The 14,334-nt window shown below is 64.9% G+C and carries 13 protein-coding genes; 8 read left to right on the forward strand and 5 right to left on the reverse strand.

Annotation, left to right across the window (positions count from 1 at the left end; translation table 11 throughout):
* The first annotated feature begins 352 nt into the window (after positions 1-352).
* The 6 genes from BLP10_RS03760 (at position 353) to leuB (ending at position 6,115) form a co-directional block, all read left to right on the forward strand.
* Positions 353-727, forward strand: coding sequence for a cupin domain-containing protein (locus tag BLP10_RS03760; RefSeq protein WP_091130320.1), 375 nt, complete (start codon positions 353-355; stop codon positions 725-727).
* Positions 728-804: 77 nt separating this feature from the next.
* Positions 805-1,995 (forward strand): lytic murein transglycosylase, encoded by a 1,191-nt coding sequence (locus BLP10_RS03765; protein ID WP_091131955.1) that lies wholly within the window; start codon positions 805-807, stop codon positions 1,993-1,995.
* Between the two features lie 6 nt (positions 1,996-2,001).
* Entirely contained in the window at positions 2,002-2,625 is a 624-nt protein-coding gene (locus BLP10_RS03770) for a LysE family translocator (RefSeq protein ID WP_091130323.1), read from the forward strand.
* A 67-nt stretch (positions 2,626-2,692) separates the two neighbouring features.
* Complete coding sequence (locus BLP10_RS03775) at positions 2,693-3,433, forward strand: metallophosphoesterase family protein (RefSeq protein WP_091131958.1); 741 nt, start codon at positions 2,693-2,695, stop codon at positions 3,431-3,433.
* Between the two features lie 2 nt (positions 3,434-3,435).
* The gene (locus BLP10_RS03780) at positions 3,436-4,893 is read left to right on the forward strand and encodes a serine/threonine protein kinase (protein WP_091130326.1); all 1,458 of its coding nucleotides are present in this window, start codon (positions 3,436-3,438) and stop codon (positions 4,891-4,893) included.
* A 115-nt stretch (positions 4,894-5,008) separates the two neighbouring features.
* Positions 5,009-6,115, forward strand: coding sequence for a 3-isopropylmalate dehydrogenase (leuB, locus tag BLP10_RS03785; protein WP_091130330.1), 1,107 nt, complete (start codon positions 5,009-5,011; stop codon positions 6,113-6,115).
* 65 nt (positions 6,116-6,180) lie between these two features.
* Here leuB and BLP10_RS03790 read toward each other — a convergent pair whose 3' ends face one another.
* Entirely contained in the window at positions 6,181-6,516 is a 336-nt protein-coding gene (locus BLP10_RS03790; protein ID WP_139165430.1) for a hypothetical protein, read from the reverse strand.
* 147 nt (positions 6,517-6,663) lie between these two features.
* On the opposite strand from BLP10_RS03790, the gene BLP10_RS03795 reads away from it, so the two are divergent.
* Complete coding sequence (locus BLP10_RS03795; RefSeq protein ID WP_244510385.1) at positions 6,664-7,773, forward strand: sulfite oxidase; 1,110 nt, start codon at positions 6,664-6,666, stop codon at positions 7,771-7,773.
* Here the strand turns inward: BLP10_RS03795 and BLP10_RS03800 are convergent.
* Complete coding sequence (locus tag BLP10_RS03800) at positions 7,751-8,533, reverse strand: hypothetical protein (RefSeq protein WP_091130341.1); 783 nt, start codon at positions 8,531-8,533, stop codon at positions 7,751-7,753. The genes BLP10_RS03795 and BLP10_RS03800 overlap by 23 nt on opposite strands.
* Before the next feature lie 390 nt (positions 8,534-8,923).
* Here BLP10_RS03800 and BLP10_RS03805 point away from each other — a divergent pair, with 390 nt between their 5' ends.
* Positions 8,924-9,955, forward strand: coding sequence for an aspartate-semialdehyde dehydrogenase (locus BLP10_RS03805; RefSeq protein ID WP_091130344.1), 1,032 nt, complete (start codon positions 8,924-8,926; stop codon positions 9,953-9,955).
* 231 nt (positions 9,956-10,186) lie between these two features.
* On the opposite strand, the gene BLP10_RS03810 is transcribed toward BLP10_RS03805, so the two are convergent.
* From BLP10_RS03810 to BLP10_RS23930, 3 genes are all read right to left on the reverse strand, one after another.
* Positions 10,187-11,632 carry a sensor histidine kinase gene (locus BLP10_RS03810; protein WP_244510386.1) on the reverse strand — a complete coding sequence of 482 codons (1,446 nt, stop codon included), beginning with the start codon at positions 11,630-11,632 and terminating at the stop codon, positions 10,187-10,189.
* A 271-nt stretch (positions 11,633-11,903) separates the two neighbouring features.
* On the reverse strand, positions 11,904-12,581 hold the full coding sequence (locus BLP10_RS03815) for a carbonic anhydrase (RefSeq protein WP_091130351.1): 678 nt from the start codon (positions 12,579-12,581) through the stop codon (positions 11,904-11,906).
* A 16-nt stretch (positions 12,582-12,597) separates the two neighbouring features.
* Positions 12,598-14,274, reverse strand: a complete 1,677-nt coding sequence (locus BLP10_RS23930) for a serine/threonine dehydratase (protein ID WP_342025902.1) — start codon at positions 14,272-14,274, stop codon at positions 12,598-12,600.
* Positions 14,275-14,334 lie beyond the last annotated feature (60 nt).

The following is a 14,334-nucleotide window of genomic DNA, read 5'->3' on the forward strand; positions in this document are numbered from 1 at the left end:
CGCAGTTCCACCTCTCTACAGCGGGGAAAGGTCGAGCCTTGTCCGGAGAGGGCACTCCCTCACCCCTGCCCCTCTCCCACCCGGGAGAGGGTATGTGCTGTCGGGCTGTCGTGCGATCTGGATGCCTGCTGCGCTCCGACACTCCGACCCCCACCCCTACCCCTCCCCGCAAGGGGGAGGGAACAGCGCTACTCTCGCCGTACGCCCCCGGGTCCCGCCGCCTCTCTCCAAGGAACGATCACCGGCCTTGTGCCGGTGATCGCGATGGCGTGGAGCGCAGCGTTGGATGCCGCTTGCAGAAACGGTTCATCATGAAGACGATCAGGGGCTCTCCACACTCCAGGTATGAACGATGAAACAAGGCAAGCCTCGCGTTCTCAACCGCTCCGACTGGGCGACCCACCCCGATCTGTTCTGGAAGGGCCATGTGGAGGGGCACACGCTGGGCACCGGCGTGACCGTTTTGTTCTATGCCACAGAGGAAATCGGCGGCGGGCCGAAATGGCATGTGCATCCCTACGACGAGATCTTCATCCTCCGCGAGGGACGGGCCCTTTTCACCGTCGGTGACGAACGCTTCGAATGCGAGGCGGGACAAGTCGTGTTCGGACCCGCCAACGTTCCGCACAAATTCGTCAATCTCGGCCCGGGCCGCCTTGAAACCACCGATATCCACGTCAGCGACCGTTGGGTGCAGACGAACCTTCCCGACCCTGATCTGAGCTGAGCCGCACGACATGACGAATGCGTGAGCTGCAGCCCCGTTTCCATAAGATTAACCAAATTGCCTGCAAGGTCGCGGGCATGAAACGCATCATTGTTCCCGCGCTCCTCAGCCTCGTCGCCCTCGCGGCGGCCGCGCCGGCCTCCGCGCAGGCCGATTTCCGTTCCTGCCTGTCGGGCCTGCGCTCCCAGGCGGCTGCCAAAGGCATTTCCGGCCAGGCTTTCGATGCCGCGACCCGCGGCATCACGCCGGATCTGACGATCCTCGACCTCATGAGCAACCAGCCTGAGTTCAAGACGCCGATCTGGGACTATCTCGCCGCTCTCGTGGACGACGAGCGCGTGCAGGACGGCAAGGCCGCCATGCGCCAATGGGGCCAGGCGCTGGCCGCTGCGGAGGCGCGCTTCGGGGTCGACCGCCATGCGATTGCGGGCGTCTGGGGTGTGGAATCGAATTTCGGCAAGGATATCGGCGGGCGGCCTCTGGTTCAGTCGCTGACGACCCTTGTCTGCTATGCGCCGCGCCGCAACGAATACTTCAAGGGCGAGCTGATGGCGACGCTCAAGATCGTGCAGGACGGTGACATCAACCCGGCGAACCTGCGCGGCTCCTGGGCCGGCGCCTTCGGCCACACGCAGTTCATGCCCTCCACCTTCCAGCGCCTGGCCGTCGACGGCGACGGCGACGGACGGCGCGACATCATGAATTCCGTGCCCGACGCGGTCCACTCGACCGCCAACTTCCTGAAAAGGGCGGGATGGGTGAATGGCCTGCCCTGGGGCTATGAGGTGCGTCTGCCGGCGAACTTCAATTCGAAGTTGGCTGGCCGCAAGAACAAGAAGCCGCTCTCCACCTGGGCCGCCATGGGCGTGACGCGTCTGGATGGGCGTCCGCTTCAGGGCAATTACGCCGCCGGCATCCTCATTCCGGCAGGCATCAACGGCCCGGCCTTCGTGGTCACCAAGAACTTCGATGCGGTCTATTCCTACAATGCCGCCGAATCCTACGGTCTCGCCATCGCGCTGCTCGGCGACCGCCTGAAGGGCCTGCCCGGCATCCGCACGGCGTGGCCCACCGACGATCCGCCGCTCTCGCGCGCCCAGCGCCGCGAGCTGCAGCAGCTTCTCACTGCCCGCGGCTACGACGTGGGCGAGCCGGACGGCAAGGTCGGGACAAAAACCCGCGAAGCGATCAAGGACGTGGAGCGCCGCATCGGCCTCGAGCCGCGCGGACGTCCCGGCGGCAAGGTGCTGGAAGCCCTGAGGGGATAATCCGTCATGACCTTGAGCGCGTTCCTGCTGTTCATTCCGGCGTGCTTCGCGCTCAACATGGCGTTCGGGCCCAACAACCTGCTCTCCCTGACCTATGGATTGCAGGACGGAATCCGCACCGCCGTCATGGCCTCGTCGGGCCGCCTCGTGGCCTTCGCCTTCATGATCACGCTCACCGCGCTCGGCGTCGGCGCGGTGCTGGCGGCCTCCGAGATGGCCTTCACGATCCTGAAATGGGTGGGCGCCGCCTATCTGATATGGCTCGGGATCAAGATCCTGCGCGGCAGCGCCGCCGTCGATGCGCCAACGGCTGCAAGCGCCCGCCGCCCCTTGAAGGCGCTCGCCCTGCAGGAATTCTGGACCGCCATCGGCAATCCGAAAGCCATCCTGATCTTCACCGCCTTCCTCCCGCAATTCATCGAGCCCGGCGCCTATTGGCTGAGTTTCGCCATCGTGGGCACGGCTTTCATCGCGCTCGAAGTCGTGGCCGTGTTTTTCTATGCGCTCCTCGGCCACCGCTTGAATCGCCTCTCCCGCAACGGGAAAGTGTTCGGCTGGATGAACCGCCTCTCCGGCATCACGATGATCGGTTTCGGTGTAGCTCTGTTGCTGACGAGACGCCCCGCTTGAACAATAATCGCCTGCTGCCTCTCATTCGCCAGTTGCGATGGGGCTTCGTTCAGCGTTTATTGCCCGCATGCTCATCGCGCTCCTGACCGACATTCACGGCAATCGCGAGGCCTTCTCGGCCTGCCTTGCCCATGCGCGCTCCCTCAACGTCGACAGGTTCGTCCTGCTTGGCGACTATGTCGGCTATGGGGCCGATCCGGCCTGGGTCGTCGACACGGTGCGCACGATGGTGAACGAGGGCGCCGTTGCGCTCCTCGGCAATCACGACGCAGCCATCGACGGCAGCGACGAGGAGATGAACAGCATCGCGCAGGAGGCCATCCGCTGGACGCGGGGCCAGCTCGGCATGGAGCAACGCGCCTTCCTGGCGGACCTTCCGCTCGTTCATGAGGAGGGAAGCGTCCTCTACGCTCATGCCAACGGTTTTGCGCCGAGAGGCTGGCACTACATCACCGACGTGATGGAGGCCTCGCGGCATTTCGGCAGGGTCGATGCGCACATCACCTTCTGCGGGCATGTGCACGTGCCGATGCTCTATCACATGAGCAACACGGCGAAGGTGGGCTCCTTCTCGCCGGTGTCGGACAATGATATCCCTTTGCTGTCCACGCGCTCCTGGATCGCGGTGATCGGCGCGGTGGGACAGCCGCGCGATGGGGTTCCGGCGGCGAATTATGCCGTGTTCGACACGGCCCGGCAGAGCCTGCGCTATTTCCGCGTGCCCTACGACAACATGACGGCGGCGCGGAAGGTGCGCGAGGCGGGTCTGCCCGAGCGGCTCGCCCAGCGTCTCGAGGAGGGACGCTGAGCATGCGCCTTCGCCTCGAGCCGGGCATGGAGATCGACGGATTCACCCTCCGGGAGCATTTGAGCACCGGCGGAATGGCCCAGATCTGGTCCGTGGAGCGGAATGACGACCCGTCGCCAGACAACGATGGCGTCGAATCGATCCCGAAAGCGGATTTCGGTTCCGATGCTCTCGTGATGAAATTCCCCATGCTCATCGACAGCGACGATCCGATCCCGATCGTCTGCTTCGAGACCGAGCAGATGATCATGCCGCGTCTGTCGGGTCCGCATGTTCCGCGGTTCATCGCGGCAGGCCCGCTCGATCCCCAGCCCTATATCGTCATGGAGCACGTTCAGGGCGAGTCGCTCAAGGCCCGCCTGTCCGACGTGCCGCTGCCCTGGGCCGAGGTGGTAGAGATCGGCGCGAAGGTCGCCCGGGCGCTGCATGATCTGCACCTGCAGAAGGTGATCCATCTCGACGTGAAGCCGAGCAACATCATGTTCCGCGAGACGGGCGAGGCGGTGCTCATCGATTATGGTTTCGCGCGGCATGAGCAATTGCCCGATCTTTTGGCCGAGGAGTTCCGGGAGCCCTTCGGGACCACGCCCTACATGGCCCCCGAGCAGGTGCTGGAGGACCGCGCCGATCCGCGCAGCGATCTCTTCGCCCTCGGCGTGATGCTGTATTTCTTCGTCACCGGCGAGCGCCCCTTCGGCACTCCCAGGGGCGGCCAGATCCGCCGCCGCCTGTGGCGCGATCCGGTGCCGCCGCGGGCGAAGAACCCCGATTGCCCGCCCTGGCTGCAGGAGATCATCCTGCGCTGCCTGGAAGTCAATCCGAACGATCGCTACGCCACAGCCGCGCAGCTTGCCCTCGATCTCGAGAACCCCGCTCAGGTGAAGCTCACCGAGCGCGCCGAGCGTCTCGAACGCGACAGCGGCATGAAGACCTTTCGCCGATGGCTGAAAGCGCGCAAGCAGCAGCCTCTCGAGACGCCCAACATCGTGGGGCAGCTCTCGCGTGCGCCGATCATCCTCGCAGCCATCGATCTGACACCGGGAACCGAGGACCTCGCCGAGGCGCAGCGCACGCTCATCGCCCGTATCCTGGCCATGGAAACGCAGGCGAGGGTGGCTTGCGTGAATGTTCTCAAGCTCTCGCGCATCGCCGTGGACGTTCTCGAGGACGAGGAAGGGCGCAGTCTTCATGTGCAGCGTCTCATCCAGCTCAGGCATTGGGGCTCGGGGCTCGAGCTCCCTAAGGAGCAGATCACCTACAGCGTGCTCGAAGCCGTCGATCCGGCCGGCGCCCTCATCGATTATGCGCGCCACAACAACGTGGACCATATCGTCATCGGCGCCCGCGCCTCTTCCGCGTTCCGGCGCTATCTCGGCAGCGTCTCGTCCCAGGTGGTGGCCGAGGCTCCCTGCTCGGTGACGGTGGTGCGCACTCCCCGCGACCGGCGGCAGGGGGAGTAGACCGCATCTGTTGCGGGCCACCCCCTAACGACTAAGTCGAGAAGCGCTTGCCAAGCGGCCCGTTCGGCTTTTTAAGAGCCGGGCATCTTTTTCGCTAAAACAAGGGGCCTCTCCCATGGCAACGCACAAGCTTCTCCTTCTCCCCGGCGACGGCATCGGCCCGGAGGTCATGCGCGAGGTCGAGAAGATCGTGGGCTGGTTCCGCAAGCAGGGAATCGGCTTCGAGACCGAGACGGATCTCGTCGGCGGCTCGGCCTATGACGCGCACGGCAAGGCCATCTCCGAGGAGGCCATGGGCCGGGCTCAAGCCGCCGATGCGGTGCTCTTCGGCGCGGTCGGCGGTCCCAAGTGGGACGGCGTTCCCTACGACGTGCGCCCGGAAGCGGGCCTGCTTCGCCTGCGCAAGGATCTGGGCCTCTTCGCGAATCTGCGTCCCGCCATCTGCTATCCGGCTCTGGCCGACGCCTCCTCGCTCAAGCGCGAGATCGTCGAGGGCCTCGACATCGTGATCGTGCGCGAGCTCACCGGCGGCGTCTATTTCGGCGAGCCGAAGGAGCTGGTGACGCTCGAGAACGGCCAGCAGCGCGCCGTCGACACGCAGGTCTACACGACCGGCGAGATCGAGCGCATCGCTCGCGTCGCGTTCGATCTGGCCAAGAAGCGCCGCAACAAGGTGTCGTCCTCCGAGAAGATGAACGTGATGAAGACCGGCGTCCTGTGGCGTCAGGTGGTCTCGCGCATCGGCAAGGCCGAATTCGCGGATGTGGAACTCGAGCACGTGCTCGCCGACAACTGCGCCATGCAGCTCGTGCGCAATCCGAAGCAGTTCGACGTGATCGTCACCGACAATCTCTTCGGCGACATCCTCTCCGACATCGCCGCCATGCTCACGGGCTCGCTCGGCATGCTGCCCTCCGCCTCGCTGGGCGCCGAAGATGCCAAGACCGGCGCGCGCAAGGCGCTCTACGAGCCGGTCCATGGTTCGGCTCCCGACATCGCGGGCAAGGGCCTTGCCAACCCGATCGCCATGATCGGCTCGTTCGGCATGGCGCTGCGCTATTCCTTCGGATTGCTCGAGGAGGCGGATCGTCTGGAGAAGGCGATCGCCAACGTGCTGGCTTCCGGCACGCGCACCAAGGACATCGCGGCTCCCGGCGCGAACGCGGTCGGCACGCAGGATGTGGGCGATGCCATCGTGAAGGAGCTGGAGGCTCTCTCCTGAGGCTCCGCGCCGCTTTCAGGCATGCAAAAGCCCCGGATCTCTCCGGGGCTTTCGTTTACGCGGGACTAGCGGATCGAGCCGGTGGCTTCGACGTCCGGAACGCCGAAGGTCGGGAAAGGATTGCGCGCGCCGACGAACGGTCCGCCGATGGGATCGGGCAGCGTGCCTTCGCCGAAGCGGTCGCGCTGGAAGCCCCAGGGGGGATTGGCGACGTAGGAGAGCTGTCCCTGTGTGGCGTAGCGATTGAGCGAGCCCACCGGCGCAACGGGCCCGGGGTCGAGGAAGCTGCGGGGTTGCACTCGGAAGACAAGGGGGCGATCCTGAGCCTGCGCTTCGGCTGCTACGGAGACAGCACCGAGAGCTGCAAGCATGCCAAAACCGATCAGCGTGAAGCGGCGCATTTTGCAAATCTCCAGGGTCGGCATCAGCGCTTGCTGAGCCGTCGTGAAAACATTCAAGGCTGTCAGAACAAGCCGGCCTGACTAAAATTGGTTCCTTCACATTGAAGGGTTGGCCTGAAAGGGTAAGCAGAACGGATGCAGGATCGAATGAGCGAGCTTGAGCTGTTCGGAAAGGACCGCCTCACGTTGCTGGGCGAAACGCCCCTTGTGGCCGAGACGCCGGAATCGCTGCTCGACGACGAGACGACGCCGATTGCGCGCTTCTTCATCCGCAACAACGGCCTTCTGCCCCAGCGGATCGACGATCCGGAGGCATGGCGCTTCACCATCGACGGAGAGGTGGAACGCCCGCTCGATCTTTCCCTCGCCGATCTGAAGAGCGGCTTCCCGACGAAGACCTTCCGCATGGTGCTTGAATGCGGCGGCAACGGACGCGCGTTCTTCGAGCCGAAGGCCGAGGGCAATGCCTGGACGAACGGCGGCGCAGGCTGCGCGGAATGGACCGGTGTTTCCTTGGGCGATGTTCTGCGGGAGGCAGGGCTCAAGGAGACGGCGCGCTTTACCGGCCATTTCGGAGCCGATCCCGACAAGAACGGCAGCTTCGAGAAACAGGCCATGTCGCGCGGCATGCCAATCGCGAAGGCTCTCGAAGACCATACGCTGCTCGTCTGGGCCATGAATGGCGAGCCCCTGCCGTTCATCCATGGCGGCCCCTTGCGTCTCATCGTGCCGGGCTGGCCTGGATCGCTCAGCCAGAAATGGCTGACACGGATCTGGCTTCGCGATCGCGAGCATGACGGCCCCGGCATGACGGGCCTGTCCTACCGCGTTCCGGTTCGCCCGATCCCACCGGGTTCCGACGGGACGAACGTGGAAACACGCATTCTGGAATCGATGCCGGTGCGCAGCATCGTCACGGCTCCTGCGGATGGTTCGCGCTGTCCGGCGGGTACGCGAAGCATCATTGTGAGAGGAGCGGCCTGGGCGGGAGACGACACGGTTGCCCGGGTGGATTGCTCCATCGACGGCGGCGCGACCTGGATGCCGGCTCAAATGACGCCGCCGCGCAATCGTTACGATTGGGTGCGCTGGAGCGCGAGCATCGCGCTGCCCGGAGACGGCTTTTACGAGATCATCGCCCGCGCCACCGACTCGCAAGGACGCGCTCAGCCTTTCCGCGCAGCGAATTGGAATCCGAACGGTTACGGCTGCAACGTCGTGCACCGGGTCGCGGTTACGGTCGGGGAGGGGTCCTGACGCCAATCGAAGCAGTGCGGGCGCTGGGCCCGCAGGCTTCCGTGCGGTTTCTCTCGGCCCGTACGAACAGGGCCTTCAGGGAAGGACTGGCCGCGTTGCCGAGCGCGATGCCGTCGATGAAGCAGGCAAGCTGCGCATCGTCCAGCGCATCCGCGCCGCACACCCAGCCCTGAAATCCGAAACTGGAATCCGCGTCGGCGAACCGGAAGGTCTGGCAATCCTGCTCGATTTTACCGACGAGAGTCATGGCAGCGGCTTCGACGGAGCCGAATTTGGTGGCGAGCATCCGGCTCTGGGCGTTGCGCGAGACCGCCAGACCTGCCTGCGCCGCGCGGCGCACGATGTCGACGAAAAAGCTGCGGGCAGGGTCCGTGGAGCCCTGGATCAGGGTGAGCCGCACATGATGCGCATCCCCGAAGCGGCCGAGGGTGAGAATGTCCTCTCGGGCGCCGCTCGTGTGCTGGCGCGCCTCGATGTGGGGAGCGGAGGCTTTCTCGATGGCATAGAGAGCAGGGGTTGCTGCAACGGGGCTCCAGATGGGAGCGGGCGCGACCAGAACGGAAGAGGGGACGCCCCTGCGGGCGGTAACCTGAACCTCGGCTTCCTGCTGCTGTGCGAAATAGACGAGACCTCCCACGATCAGGGAGGACAGGAGGATCATGCGGAACCAGCGCACGGGCTTCCTGCGTGCACGACGGGCCGGGCGTTCGTCGAAGAACGCCTCGTCGTCATCCCATGCAGGATATCCGGCCCGTGCCATCACGCTTCACCACACCCGTCGGTCGGTTGTCATGAACATGTTCTACCGTAGCAAAGCGGGAGCCTCGAAAGGTTTTGCTAAGCAAGGTAAACGAAAGGTTATTGCTCCGCTTGGGCCCCAATCGTCGTATTCTTGCAGAGAGTGCTTGACGCGAGCGGACCTTTGGTGTGTTGGTGAAGTTATCGAGGTCCGGGCTGGACCTGCGAACGGACGAAGGCAAATGGCGCTGCTCACTCACACGACGAGCAAAACGAAAACCGCCACGACGGCTGTCAAAACGACGGCCGAATAAGCCTCGTCGTCCCCGGTCCTCTCTCCCCACGGGGCGAGAGGCGACACCCGAACAGGGTCTTTTTATCTCCCGGGGAGAACGACAACAGGAGAAGTCCAATGGGTTACAAGATCGCCGTCGTGGGTGCGACCGGCAATGTGGGCCGCGAGATGCTGAACATCCTGGCCGAGCGCGCTTTCCCGGCCGATGAGGTGGTGGCGCTGGCCTCGCGCCGCAGCCAGGGAACGGAAGTGTCCTACGGCGACAAGACCCTGAAGACGAAGACGCTCGATACGTACGATTTCTCCGACGTCGATCTGTGCCTCATGTCAGCGGGCGGCGAAGTGTCGAAGGAATGGTCGCCCAAGATCGCCGCGCAGGGCGCGGTGGTGATCGATAATTCCTCCGCCTGGCGCTACGACCCGGAGGTGCCCCTCGTGGTGCCGGAGGTGAACGCCGAGGCGCTGCGCGAGATCAAGAAGGGCATCATTGCCAATCCCAATTGCTCCACCGCGCAGCTCGTGGTGGCCTTGAAGCCGCTTCATGACGCCGCCACCATCAAGCGCGTGGTCGTCGCCACCTACCAGTCGGTTTCCGGCGCCGGCAAGGACGGCATGGATGAACTCGACCGCCAGACCAAGGCGCTCTACTCCCTGCAGGACGTGCAGGAGAAGAAGTTCCCCAAGCGCATCGCCTTCAACCTGATTCCGCACATCGACGTGTTCATGGAGGACGGGTACACGAAGGAAGAGTGGAAGATGATGGCCGAGACCAAGAAGATTCTCGACCCGAAGATCAAGCTCACCGCCACCTGCGTGCGCGTGCCGGTGTTCATCAGCCATTCGGAAGCGGTGAACGTGGAATTCGAGAAGCCGATCACGGCCGACGAGGCCCGCGACATCCTGCGTGCGTCGCCCGGAATCATGGTTGTCGATAAGCGCGAGCCGGGCGGCTACATCACGCCCCACGAGGCTGCCGGCGAGGACGCCACCTACATCTCCCGCATCCGCGAGGACATCACGGTCGAGAACGGCCTGTCCTTCTGGTGCGTCTCGGACAACCTGCGCAAGGGCGCGGCGCTCAACGCCATTCAGATCGCGGAAGCCATGGCCAATCGCGGCCTGCTGAAGGCGAAGAAGCAGGCGGCTTGAGGCCATTTGCAGCGAGAGTGAAAAAGGCCGCCTCCGGGCGGCCTTTTTGTTTGGGAGTGTTTGAGAGCCGGGCCATTGATCTCGATCCTCATCCCGAGGAGCCGCGAAGCGGCGTCTCGAAGGAGGATCCAGAGTACACGGGAGGCGCCTCGCCCGTCAGGACGCGAGCAAGCTCGCTCCTCAGGCTGAGGCTTGGGGATGAGCGGCGCGGCTCTGTCGGCTGCGCTGGTATCAGTCCTGCTCCTCGTGCGCCTCGATGAGCGGTGCATCAATGGTGCAGACGACGCCGTCCGCTGCGAAATCGATCTTCGCCTCGCCGGCGAGATGGCCTTGAGACAGGCTTCGTTCGATGAGGCGGGTGCCGAATCCCCGGCGGGTGGGCGGGACGACGGACGGTCCATCGCTCTCTTCCCATCTCAGGACGAGATGAGGGCTGTCTCGCGTCTCATCGACCTGCCAGCTGATCCGGACCTTGCCCGCTTCGTTCGACAGGGAGCCGTACTTGACCGCGTTGGTCGCGAGCTCCTGGAGCGCCATGGCGATTGCGAGAGCCACATTGGGCGGCAGCCTGACCTTTGGTCCATGACAATGGATGCGGCTGTGGCCGACCGACTGAAAGGGGTGCATCGCCTCGCTGACGACCTCGCCGATCCAGGCGCCTTCCCAGTTCTCACGGGTGAGAACGTCATGAGCGCGCGAGAGGGCGAACAGCCTGGACTCGATCGCCTCGCGCGCGGCCTGGGTCGAGGTCGCCGTCCGCAGGGTCTGGGACGCAATGGACTGCACCGTCGCCAGAGTATTCTTGACGCGATGATTCAGCTCGTTGAGCAGGAGCAGCTGATGCTCCTCGGAGCGAACCCGCTCGGTGACGTCGTTGCCTTCGGCGAAGATGCCGGTGACCCGGCCCTCAGCATCGCGGATCGGCTGGAACACGAAGTCGATGATGCGCTGTTCCGGCTCCTGCGTGGGCTTGCGGCGCAGGTAAACCGGGATGCTGCGGCCGACATAGGTTTCCTGTGTCCGGTACACTTCGTCGAGCTGGCCGATGAAGCCCTGATCGATCACTTCCGGGAGCGCCTCCATGAGGGGCTTGCCGATGAGGTCGCGTTGGCCGACCAGCCTGTAATAGGCTTCGTTCACAAACTCGAACACGTGGTTGGGCCCGTTCCAGATCACCATGAAGCCGGGGGCCTGGTGGAACAGTTCGCGAAGCCGGTCCTTTTCCGCCACGTTCCTGCGCTCGGCCAGAACGCGCTCCGTGGTCTCGACCACGATGGCCAGAACGCCGCCGGGCTTACCGGTCTCGTCGATGACAGGGCTGTAGTCCAGATTCATCCAGACCTGCTCCGGCACGTTGTTGCGGTGGAGCGTGAGTTCCTGATCGCGGTAGGAGAGGGTGCCGCCCGCCATGCCGACCCGCATCACGTTGGCGTTGAAATCGGCGACTTCCGCCCAGCCCTCCAGAACCTTGGAGCCGAGAAGGCGGGGATGACGACCGGCGGCGAAAACCGTGTAGGCATCGTTATAGATCATGATCCCGTCCAGCCCCCAGAGCAGGACCATGGGAATCGGGGACCGCAGCATGATGCTGATCGTGGTTCTCAGGCTCTGGGGCCAGATCTCCATAGGGCCGATGGAGGTGCTGCCCCAGTCGAACCGCCGCATGAGCTCAGACATCTCCCCGCCTCCGGCAAGGAAGTCTGCGGGCGCTGTTCTGAGGTCACCATAGGGGCGCATGGATTGAGGAGCTCAAGAGCAAACCTGCAGCTGTCGGCGCGGAGGCTCCAGCTGCACGTTCGGGATGATCGTCATTACGGGCGCATCGCTAACGGCGCCGGTTCAGGAAAGTTCGTGAGCCGGCCCGCTCTTGAGCACGAAAGGACTATAGATGATAGGAGCGCCATGCCAAGCGCCCGCATTATCATGAAGCACCCGCCCGGAAGACGAATTATTCCTGCACCTGCTGCGCGCGGAACATCGACACCCGATCCGGCATGTCCTCCACCGCCGGCTTGAACTCTCCGGTTTCCGGGTCGCGCACCAGCAGCACGCCGGTCGCCACGCCGAAGTAAGCGCCGTGCAGCTGCAGCTTGCCGCGCTCCACCAGAATGCGCACGCAGGGGAAGGTCATCAGGTTCCGCAGGCTGTTCTCGACGGCGGCGAGTTCCAGGCGCGGCAGGTATTCTTCCAGGTTGCCGTCGTGAGGCCCGAGGCGCTCGCCCGCAGGCTTGATCAGGGTCATCCAGCGGCCGATGAAATCGCCCGGCGAAAGAGGGGCGGTGTCGTCGGCGAAGGCGCGCACGCCGCCGCAGCGGGCATGGCCCAGCACCACGATGTGCTTCACGCGCAGCGCCTGCACGGCGAATTCGAGGGCGGCCGAGGTGCCGTGATAATCGCCCCCGGTCTCGAAGGGCGGCACGAGATTGGCCACGTTGCGCACCACGAACAACTCGCCCGGGCTCGCGTCGAAGATCACCTCCGGCGACACGCGGCTGTCGCAGCAGCCGATCACCATCACCTCCGGAGATTGACCCTTCTCGGCCAACGCCTCGAAGCGGCTCTTCTCGCGAGGGAGACGGTCATTGACGAAAGAGCGGTAGCCGTCGGTCAGGCGCTGGGGAAACATGGGCGGTTCCTTGTTGTCAGTGCATCAGTTCGGCGAGCTTGGAGAGTTCGACATTGGCCCCGCACAGGAGCACGCCGACCCGCTCGTCAGATTGAGGCTTATAAGCCTCCGAGATCAAAGCCGCCAGAGCCGCCGCACCGCCGGGCTCGGAGGCGATGCGATAGTCGCGCCAGAGAACCCGTTGCGCCTCGCGGATCGCCTTGTCACCGACGAGGGCCACATGGTCGACCGTTTGGCTGCTGATGGCATGGACGAGATCGCCCGTATTGCGGGCGCCGAGGGAATCGGCCGCCACGGAATCCACATCCACATCGACCGGCCTGCCGGCCTGGAGGGCCGCGTGCAGCGCGCGCGAGCCTTCGGGCTCCACGCCCACCACCTTCACCCGGCCTGCCCACCAGCTCGCGATTCCGCTGATGAGGCCGCCGCCGCCGACCGCCACGAGCACCGTGTCGAGATCGGGGGCATCCTGCTCCCATTCGAGCCCAACGGTGCCCTGGCCGGTGATGGTGCTCTCTGCGGCAAAAGGATGGATGCGCAATGCGCCGCTCTCGGCCACGTAACGGTCGCAGGCTTCCTGCGCGTCCGCATAGCGTGCGCCGCCGATCACCACCTCCGCTCCGTGCGAGCGGATGACGGCTACCTTCGCGGGGCTCGAGATTTCAGGAACGAAGATGCGCGCCTTCACGCCGAGCCGGCTGGCGGCATAGGCCACCGCCGCGCCATGGTTGCCGCCGGAAGCCGCCGCCACGCCTGCCGCCGGAACAGGATTAGAGAGGAGCGTGTTGAAGGCCCCGCGCGTCTTGAAGGAACCCGCATGCTGCAGGAACTCCAGCTTGAGGCTGACCAGTCCCGGATGGCCGAAGGCCCCGTTCAGGTTCATCACCGGCGTGCGGCGGATATGAGAGGCGATGCGGGCGTGGGCTGCTTCGATCTCGGCGCGGGTGATCGTCATGGTGGTGTTCCGAAGCGTCCAGATGGCGACCGGCAGGCCGTGGGCGTCACGGCCCGGCGGGTCGGGAAAGGATTGGCCTCCACCTGTCGCGAGATCGAGCGCCACGGTCAACCCCGCGAGCGCATCGAGCAGGTCATCGGCGGCTGCCCCTTTGGGGGCCGCCCTGTGGACCAGGGCTTCGGGAAGTCCTGCTCTCATGAGAAGCCGGCGGCGCAGTTCCATGCCGGGTCCATAGGGCGTACCCTTCACTTTCTTGGGCTCGTGCAGCGCGCGCTCGCCGTTGAGCGACCAGAAAGCCAGTTCCGGATGCACCTCGTAGATGCGGCTCGCGAGATCGGGACGCGCCCGCAAGAGAGCGTCCGCTTCCCGGATCTTCGCGAAGATCGCAAAGCCCTGTCGCGAAACCTTGCGTGGCGGGTTCGAGGCCGCCAGGGCAAGCGCGCAGGCCTCGCCGTAATCGAGGGCATGAACCGCCGCGCGTGCGGGAATCGAGAAGACCGAGGATTGCCGTTGCCCGAGAAGCGGGCGAATCAGCTGTTCCGGCGCGCGCCCGGAGCCCTCGATCGTCGCGGGCAGGCCGATGGGGATGTCGACCGCCATGAACGCAGGCGCTTCCGGCGCGTCGACGATGGCATCGAGCGTGGGCGCGACCATGATTCGGGCAGAAGCGGGATCGCCCACCCGCATGAGCGCTGCAATCCATCCGGCCCGGCAGCCGTCCACCCCCGCAACCCACATTGCCCGCTTCTCCTTTGCGCGATCCCTGGAGCGTCATTAAAACCGATTGCACATCCGAGG

The organism is Microvirga guangxiensis, from assembly GCF_900102135.1.
Taxonomy (GTDB): domain Bacteria; phylum Pseudomonadota; class Alphaproteobacteria; order Rhizobiales; family Beijerinckiaceae; genus Microvirga; species Microvirga guangxiensis.

What these genes read in the sequence shown, in the direction of transcription:
- BLP10_RS03770 (WP_091130323.1), top strand. Translation starts at nt 2,002, where the DNA reads ATGACCTTGAGCGCGTTCCTGCTGTTCATTCCGGCGTGCTTCGCGCTC.
- BLP10_RS03790 (WP_139165430.1), bottom strand. Translation starts at nt 6,516, where the DNA reads ATGCGCCGCTTCACGCTGATCGGTTTTGGCATGCTTGCAGCTCTCGGT.
- BLP10_RS03760 (WP_091130320.1), top strand. Translation starts at nt 353, where the DNA reads ATGAAACAAGGCAAGCCTCGCGTTCTCAACCGCTCCGACTGGGCGACC.
- BLP10_RS03780 (WP_091130326.1), top strand. Translation starts at nt 3,436, where the DNA reads ATGCGCCTTCGCCTCGAGCCGGGCATGGAGATCGACGGATTCACCCTC.
- leuB (WP_091130330.1), top strand. Translation starts at nt 5,009, where the DNA reads ATGGCAACGCACAAGCTTCTCCTTCTCCCCGGCGACGGCATCGGCCCG.
- BLP10_RS23930 (WP_342025902.1), bottom strand. Translation starts at nt 14,274, where the DNA reads ATGTGGGTTGCGGGGGTGGACGGCTGCCGGGCCGGATGGATTGCAGCG.
- BLP10_RS03805 (WP_091130344.1), top strand. Translation starts at nt 8,924, where the DNA reads ATGGGTTACAAGATCGCCGTCGTGGGTGCGACCGGCAATGTGGGCCGC.
- BLP10_RS03810 (WP_244510386.1), bottom strand. Translation starts at nt 11,632, where the DNA reads ATGTCTGAGCTCATGCGGCGGTTCGACTGGGGCAGCACCTCCATCGGC.
- BLP10_RS03765 (WP_091131955.1), top strand. Translation starts at nt 805, where the DNA reads ATGAAACGCATCATTGTTCCCGCGCTCCTCAGCCTCGTCGCCCTCGCG.
- BLP10_RS03800 (WP_091130341.1), bottom strand. Translation starts at nt 8,533, where the DNA reads ATGGCACGGGCCGGATATCCTGCATGGGATGACGACGAGGCGTTCTTC.
- BLP10_RS03795 (WP_244510385.1), top strand. Translation starts at nt 6,664, where the DNA reads ATGAGCGAGCTTGAGCTGTTCGGAAAGGACCGCCTCACGTTGCTGGGC.
- BLP10_RS03775 (WP_091131958.1), top strand. Translation starts at nt 2,693, where the DNA reads ATGCTCATCGCGCTCCTGACCGACATTCACGGCAATCGCGAGGCCTTC.
- BLP10_RS03815 (WP_091130351.1), bottom strand. Translation starts at nt 12,581, where the DNA reads ATGTTTCCCCAGCGCCTGACCGACGGCTACCGCTCTTTCGTCAATGAC.